Origin of the sequence: uncultured Actinobacillus sp. (assembly GCF_945915845.1) — a bacterium.
In the GTDB taxonomy this organism is placed as follows: domain Bacteria; phylum Pseudomonadota; class Gammaproteobacteria; order Enterobacterales; family Pasteurellaceae; genus Exercitatus.
Genome location: NZ_CAMEFX010000068.1, coordinates 1 through 6,689, shown reverse-complemented (window position 1 = coordinate 6,689; position 6,689 = coordinate 1). Strand labels below are relative to the sequence as shown.

The window sequence follows — 6,689 nt, the reverse complement described above, 5'->3', positions numbered from 1 at the left end:
GCTGTGCTGGCTGTGCTGGCTGTGCTGGCTGTGCTGGCTGTGCTGGCTGTGCTGGCTGTGCTGGTGAAAGTGTTACTTATTCATGGTCTTAATGAAAAGTAATCTCATAAAAATAATTATAATTATATTCATGTTTTAAGTCCTTAGCCGCCAGATATCCCTAATCTGGCTTTTTTTTGCCGTATTTTCTATGATGTAGACCATATCATCTTTACATTTTCTTTACACAAATTGACGTTTTATTTTTGTTAAGTATTTTATTTCTCTACTAAAATGATTATTAAGGATATTATCTAGTTGACAGTGTTTAAAAGTTTCTTTACAATTCTTTACGTTTCTTGTTTTATTCAAGAAACAAAAAAATAATAATAACAATCTATATTTGTTAACCCCTTGATGCAGGCTCCCCTTAGGCCTGCTTTTTTCTTTTTAGCAGTTTGATTTCCTATTTTTTATTGCGTCCATTCAAAAATTCCTAGTTTCTTACCGCACTTTCCGATAAAATCCATTCAGCATTTCATTAACCTAGGAGCAACCTATGAACTATCCTAAAATTGCGCAGGAAGTGATTGAAAAATTGGGCGGTAAAGGAAATATCGCTAATTTAGCTCACTGTGCGACGCGTTTGCGTTTAACTATGGCTGATGAGTCAAAAATTGACAAAGCAGGTATTGAAGATATTGAAGGGGTAAAAGGACAATTTTCTACCTCCGGTCAATATCAAATTATTTTCGGCTCAGGAACGGTAAACAAAGTTTTTGCCGAAATGTCAAAAATTATGGGCGGTGAATCTTCGGAAAATACTGAAGAAGTCGCGGCTCAAGCACCGAAACAAAATATTGTTCAACGTTTAATTAAAGGTTTATCTGAAATTTTCGTGCCTATTATCCCTGCTATCGTGGCAGGCGGTTTATTAATGGGGATTGGAAATATCTTTACCGCAAAAGATTTATTTGAAGAGGGTAAATCTTTATTAGATCTTTATCCGCATTATCAAGATCTCGCTAATTTGATTGATACTTTCGCTAATGCGCCATTTGTATTCTTACCGGTGTTGCTTGGTTTTACTGCAACCAAAAAGTTTGGTGGTAACCCTTATTTAGGGGCGACTTTGGGAATGCTTTTAGTTCACCCGGCCTTAACCAATGCTTATGGTTATGCTGAGGCTTTAGCTAAAGGCAATCTACAATTATGGAACATTTTTGGTTTAGAAATTGAACGTGTAGGTTATCAAGGTACGGTAATCCCGGTTTTAATTGCCGCTTGGGTGTTAGCAACACTTGAGAAATTCTTTGTCAAAGTGGTGCCATCTGTACTCAATAACCTGATTACACCGTTATTCTCACTTTTCATTACCGGGTTCTTAGCGTTTACCGTTATTGGGCCATTTGGTCGTGAAGCAGGTGAATTATTAAGTGCAGGATTAACTTGGTTATATGACAGCCTTGGTTTTGTGGGCGGCGGTGTGTTTGGTGGATTGTATGCGCCAATTGTGATTACAGGTATGCACCAAACCTTTATCGCGATTGAAACCCAATTATTAGCAAGCACAGCAGCAACCTTTATTTTCCCAATTGCGGCAATGTCTAATATTGCGCAAGGGGCAGCTTGTTTAGCTGTTGCGGTATTAAATAAAGATGCAAAAACCCGTGGTTTGGCCATTCCATCAGGCATTTCAGCGTTATTAGGTATCACAGAGCCGGCCATGTTTGGTGTGAACTTACGTTATCGTTACCCATTCTATGCAGCAATGATTGGTTCAGGTTTAGCCGCGGCATTTATCGCATTCTTTAATGTAAAAGCGACCGCACTTGGTGCTGCCGGTCTTGTGGGCATTGCGTCTATTCGCGCAGGCGACTGGGGAATGTATAGCGTAGGTATGCTGATTTCTTTCGTTGTTGCATTTAGTGTGGCTATCGTATTAGGTTTACGCGAAAAAGCCAAAGCGTAATCCTGCGAAATAAAGAAAAATAAAACACCGCATGATAAAAAGTGCGGTGTTTTTTTATAAGGTTTATTCATCAAGGGAATAGAACGTTTTGCCGATTTCTATTTTTCCTAATCCACGACTTTCGCGCCATTGGTTGGCATCGCGTAAAGAATATACGCAACCGCAATATTCTTGTTTGTAAAATCGTTCTTCTTTACGCAAGCGATCCGAGCGTGCAGAGCCACCATCTTTGCGCCAGTTAAAATCCCAAAAAATAACATCCTCATAACGACTTGCCGCACGGCGTCCGCTGTCATAAACCTGTTCTTGATTTTTCCAACGAGAAATCCCAAGGCTTGTGGCAATGACTGGAAAACCATTTTCGTGGGCGTAAAGTGCGGTGCGTTCTAAGCGCATATCAAAGCATTTTGTACAACGCGCGCCACGTTCCGGTTCATGTTCCAAACCTTTAACACGTTCAAACCAGTCAGCACGATCGTAATCAGCATCGATAAACGGAATATTGTGTTTGTCCGCAAAGCGTTTATTTTCATCTTTGCGAATTAAATATTCTTTGTGTGGGTGAATATTGGGATTGTAAAAGAAAATAGTAAATTCCACATCAGATGCCATTACCGCGGCGATAATTTCCCCTGCACAAGGCGCACAACAAGTATGTAACAAGAGCTTTTTATGATTATTGGGCATAATCAATTTGGGGCGCACATAAGGCGCGTTGGGATCTTGTTTTTGTTTGCGTGGTTTTGATGGCTTTCTAAATTCTTCTTTGAAATTCACCGCGCTTTGGATGATTTCTGCCGTTGTTTTTTCAGTTTCAGTCATAAAGTTTCCATTAAATTAAATAAAAAAGGGCGTTTGTCACGCCCCAAACCGCTGACAAACCTAAATAATGTTGTAGGGGCGAAATATTTTTCGCCCCAAAATAATCATGATAAATCAGGGCGAAAGATGTTTCGCCCCTACAGTCATTTCATATTAAAATATTAACTAAAAAAGTTTGTCAGCAATCTGGGGCGTTTGTCACGTCCCAAAGATAAATGGTGGCTAATAGGTTCGATCAACCGATAAATATGCCAAGGAAATTAGGGCTTGTTTGTATTCATTGTCTGGCAAAATACGAATAGCATCCACGGCTTTTTGCGCTTCCGCTTTGGCTCGTGTCATCGCGTATTCAAGGGATTGATGCTCTGCCATAATCGCCAAAACATCATGAATAATTTCGCGTTTTCCGCCTTCTTCAATGGCTGAACGAATGAGTGCCGCTTGTTCCGGCGTGCCGTGGCGCATTGCATGAAGCAACGGTAAGGTTGGCTTACCTTCTGCTAAGTCATCCCCTACATTTTTACCCATAGTTTCCGCTTCTGCACTGTAATCTAAGACATCATCCACCAATTGGAACGCCGTCCCGAGATAACGACCGTATTCTTGTAATGCCCGTTCGATATTTTCATCCGCTTGTGCAACAATAGCTGCTGCTTGAGTGGATACTTCAAAAAGGCGTGCAGTTTTGCGATAAATGACTTTCATATAATTTTCTTCGGTCGTTTCAGGATCGTTCACATTCATCAACTGTTGAACTTCTCCTTCTGCTAACACGTTAGTCGCGTCAGCCATCACAGCGAGCATTTTGAGTGATTGCAATTTTGCCACTAATTGAAAGGCGCGCGTATAAATAAAATCGCCCACCAATACGCTGGCCGCATTGCCAAATTCTGCATTGGCAGTGGCACGCCCACGGCGCATATCAGATTCATCTACGACATCATCATGCAATAGACTGGCGGTGTGAATAAATTCAATAAACGCTGCACAGGTAGGCATTAAATCCCCTTGATAATTAATGGCGCGCGCAGCCAGTAAAGCAATAAGTGGGCGAATACGTTTCCCTCCACCTTGAATAATATAGAATCCAAGTTGATTGATTAACGCGACATCTGAGTTTAGTTGTGATAGAATTTCCGCGTTCACTTTTTGCATATCTGATTCAATCAGAGCTTGGATCGTTTTCATATCCATTAACGTTGTTTGTGTCATTTATGTAAATCCAATGTAGTGGTCTGAAAGTGCGGTCGATTTTACCTGAGTTTTTATTATTTCTAAAATAAAAGAGCGCAATTTTGTAAATTTTTTATTTTCTTGCAAATAATTGCTTGCCAAGGGTGGGATTTTTCCGTAGAATTTGCGACCTATTTATATGAATTTATACGCGCTAAGACGAAATGACGTTAAGCGCAAATGAGCGGAGTATTTATGTACGCAGTTTTCCAAAGTGGCGGTAAACAACACCGTGTAAGCGAAGGTCAAGTTGTTCGTTTAGAAAAACTTGAAGTAGCAGTAGGTTCTGCTGTTGAATTCGATTCAGTGTTGATGGTCGTTAACGGTGAAGATGTTAAAATCGGTGCACCAGTAGTTGCTGGCGCGAAAGTAGTGGCTGAAGTTGTAGAACAAGGTCGTGGCGAGAAAGTTAAAATCGTTAAGTTCCGTCGTCGTAAACACAGCCGTAAACAACAAGGTCATCGTCAGTGGTTCACAGCAGTGAAAATCACTGGGATTCAAGCATAATTTCAGAGGAGATCAAGTAGATGGCAACTAAAAAAGCTGGTGGTTCAACTCGTAACGGTCGTGATTCTGAAGCTAAACGCCTTGGTGTTAAACGTTTCGGTGGCGAATCTGTTTTAGCAGGTAGCATCATTGTTCGTCAACGTGGTACGAAATTCCACGCAGGTTCAAATGTAGGTATGGGTAAAGACCACACTTTATTTGCAACTGCTGACGGTAAAGTTAAATTTGAAGTGAAAGGCGAGAAAAGCCGTAAATACGTAAGTATTGTCACTGAATAATTGACTAAAGAATAAAACGCCCCACTGCTAATGTAGTGGGGCTTTTTTATTAAATATCCCGGTCGTTAGATAATAGCCTCCTGGCTTATTAATAATAAGCCCCTAAAAAAAGACGGAAAAAATGAAACAACAGCCTTTATTGGGTTTTCTTTTTGCATTGACAGCGGCTATGGCATGGGGATCTTTGCCGTTAGCACTTAAGCAAGTGGTCGCTATTATGGATGCCAAAACCATTGTATGGTATCGATTTGTCGTAGCTTCACTCTCTTTATTTTTACTACTTGCTTGCCGCCATAAATTGCCAAAACGTATGCAATTTAACCGCACTTATTTAATTTGGGCGGTAGTGGGTATATTGGGTTTAGCAGGAAACTTTTTCTTATTTAGTTCTTCGCTTAATTTTATTGAGCCCTCTATAGCCCAAATTTTTATCCATGTTTCTTCTTTTGGTATGCTGATTTTAGGGGTGTTACTGTTTAAGGAAGTTTTGGGTTTACATCAGAAATTAGGTCTTATTATTTTAATTATTGGACTGGGCTGCTTTTTTAATGATCGTTTTGAACTGTTTTTGAGTCTCAACACGAGTATTATTGGTATTCTCCTAAGTGTTTCTGCAGCATTAATTTGGGTACTTTATGGCTTAGCACAAAAAGTGATGTTACGTTCCTTTTCGTCTCAGCAAATTTTATTATTAATGTATTTAGGCTGTGCTTTTGTCTTCACACCTTTTGCAGAGTTTGCTCAAGTCTACGACCTTACTCCTTTTGCTTGGGGGTGCTTTATTTATTGTTGTTTAAACACCATGATCGGCTATGGTGCTTATGCGGAAGCGTTAAATCGTTGGGATGTTTCTAAAGTCAGTGTGGTATTAACATTGGTGCCTCTGTTAACAATAGTCTTTTCCCATATCGCACACTTTGTCGATCCTGAAGATTTTGCACATCCCCAGTTAAATTCTCTAAGTTATATTGGTGCCTTTGTGGTAGTATTAGGCGCGAGTTTGTCCGCGATTGGACATAAATTATTTAAAGGTAGAAAAGAATGAAATTTATTGATGAAGCCTTGATTCGAGTAGAAGCCGGTGACGGTGGTAGCGGTTGTGTGAGTTTCCGCCGCGAGAAATTTATCCCTAAAGGTGGACCGGATGGCGGTGATGGTGGTGACGGTGGTGATGTTTATTTAATCGCAGATGAGAACCTAAACACGCTCATTGATTACCGCTTTGAAAAACGTTTTGCTGCACAGCGCGGTGAAAATGGGCGTAGTTCAGATTGTACCGGTAAACGTGGCAAAGATATTACGCTGCGTGTACCTGTAGGAACACGCGCGATTGATAATGACACTAAAGAAATTTTAGGGGACTTAACCAAACACGGTGCCAAAATGCTGGTGGCAAAAGGCGGTTATCATGGTTTAGGCAATACGCGCTTTAAATCTTCCGTTAACCGTGCACCGCGTCAAAAAACTTTAGGCACACCGGGGGAAAAACGTGATTTACAACTGGAATTAATGTTATTGGCAGATGTGGGGATGTTAGGTTTGCCGAATGCCGGTAAGTCAACCTTTATTCGTGCTGTGTCAGCAGCCAAACCAAAGGTGGCGGATTATCCATTTACGACGATTGTACCAAGTTTAGGGGTGGCGCGCGTTGGTGCAGATCGTAGTTTTGTGATTGCAGATATTCCCGGTTTGATTGAACACGCATCTGAAGGTGCCGGTTTGGGTATTCGCTTTTTGAAACATTTAGAACGTTGCCGCGTATTAATTCATTTGGTGGATATTGCGCCTATTGATGAAAGTGACCCGGCGGATAATATTGCGATTATTGAAAATGAATTGTTCCAATATAGCGAAAAATTAGCGGATAAACCCCGTTGGTTGGTGTTCAATAAAATTGA

Annotated in this window: 7 protein-coding genes; 5 read left to right on the top strand and 2 right to left on the bottom strand. The window is 40.6% G+C overall.

Annotation, left to right across the window (positions count from 1 at the left end; genetic code table 11):
• The first annotated feature begins 538 nt into the window (after positions 1 to 538).
• Positions 539 to 1,951: a sucrose-specific PTS transporter subunit IIBC gene (locus Q0O89_RS10155; protein ID WP_293731579.1), complete on the top strand. Its 1,413-nt coding sequence runs from the start codon at positions 539 to 541 to the stop codon at positions 1,949 to 1,951.
• A gap of 63 nt (positions 1,952 to 2,014) precedes the next feature.
• Here Q0O89_RS10155 and Q0O89_RS10150 read toward each other — a convergent pair whose 3' ends face one another.
• Complete coding sequence (locus Q0O89_RS10150; RefSeq protein WP_293731578.1) at positions 2,015 to 2,773, bottom strand: epoxyqueuosine reductase QueH; 759 nt, start codon at positions 2,771 to 2,773, stop codon at positions 2,015 to 2,017.
• Between the two features lie 222 nt (positions 2,774 to 2,995).
• A complete protein-coding gene (gene ispB, locus Q0O89_RS10145; protein WP_293731580.1) occupies positions 2,996 to 3,967 on the bottom strand; it encodes an octaprenyl diphosphate synthase in 972 nt (323 codons plus the stop codon).
• A 234-nt stretch (positions 3,968 to 4,201) separates the two neighbouring features.
• On the opposite strand from ispB, the gene rplU reads away from it, so the two are divergent.
• From rplU to cgtA, 4 genes are all read left to right on the top strand, one after another.
• Positions 4,202 to 4,513 carry a 50S ribosomal protein L21 gene (gene rplU / locus Q0O89_RS10140; protein WP_115638522.1) on the top strand — a complete coding sequence of 104 codons (312 nt, stop codon included), beginning with the start codon at positions 4,202 to 4,204 and terminating at the stop codon, positions 4,511 to 4,513.
• Positions 4,514 to 4,533: 20 nt separating this feature from the next.
• Complete coding sequence (gene rpmA / locus Q0O89_RS10135) at positions 4,534 to 4,791, top strand: 50S ribosomal protein L27 (protein WP_005626413.1); 258 nt, start codon at positions 4,534 to 4,536, stop codon at positions 4,789 to 4,791.
• A gap of 121 nt (positions 4,792 to 4,912) precedes the next feature.
• A complete protein-coding gene (locus Q0O89_RS10130) occupies positions 4,913 to 5,836 on the top strand; it encodes a DMT family transporter (protein ID WP_293731577.1) in 924 nt (307 codons plus the stop codon).
• A partial coding sequence (cgtA, locus tag Q0O89_RS10125; RefSeq protein WP_293731576.1) for an Obg family GTPase CgtA occupies positions 5,833 to 6,689 on the top strand: 857 nt, incomplete at its 3' end. The genes Q0O89_RS10130 and cgtA, both read left to right, overlap by 4 nt.